Source organism: Streptomyces ziwulingensis, assembly GCF_039542605.1.
Lineage (GTDB): Bacteria > Actinomycetota > Actinomycetes > Streptomycetales > Streptomycetaceae > Streptomyces > Streptomyces ziwulingensis.
In genome coordinates this window covers 1-660 of the sequence record NZ_BAABIG010000037.1, presented here as the reverse complement: position 1 = coordinate 660, position 660 = coordinate 1, and the positions used below count along the sequence as shown (strand labels likewise).

At 74.4% G+C, this 660-nt stretch carries 1 protein-coding gene; it reads left to right on the top strand.

The genetic code is table 11. The features are described from left to right. Positions 1-660 (top strand): hypothetical protein (locus tag ABEB00_RS19295; RefSeq protein WP_345621092.1); only part of this gene is annotated, 660 nt, incomplete at both ends.

Sequence of the window (660 nt, the reverse complement as noted above, 5' to 3'; positions counted from 1 at the left end):
GCCTGGTGTCGAGCGTGCGCGGGAGGGTCTGCGGGAGGATGTGACCCGGGTCTTCACGGAGCTGGCGGGGCGTGCGGGGGACGGTTCGTGGGGCCGGGGGCGGGTGGCGGCCGGGGAGGCGGTGTTGCTGGGGGAGTATCTGCCGGTGGCGCGGCGTTCGCTGGCGGACCGGGTGGGGCTGGAGTACGGCATGGAGGGTGCTCTGCGGGAGGGCGGTGAGAGTTTCCACCGGCTGACCGCCGAGCGTGGTGAGGTGACCGGGCGGGAGCGTCTGCGGCACGGTGTGGAGGAGGAGACCCGGGAGCGGCTGGCGGGGGAGTTCCGGGGCGAGTGGATGCGCCGGTATCACGAGGTGTACGGCCCGTCCGAGCGTGATCTGGACGCCTGGCTGGCGCGTGAGCGGGACAGTGGTGACGCGTTCGGCGGGACGGTCCGTTCGGAGTGGGAGGCGTTGGGCGAGGAGGTCGCCAGGCCGTTTGACGCGGCCGGGCGGGGCCGTGCGGAGGCGGACGCGGTGGCCGCCGGTGAGCAGGCCCGGCGGGAGAACCAGGAGTGGCGGCGGCGGATGGCCGCCAACTTCCAGAGTTTCCTGGGCAAGGGCGCGGTGCTGGAGGAACTGGCGGGCGCGGCCGAGGCCCGGGTGGGGGAGATCCGTTCGGC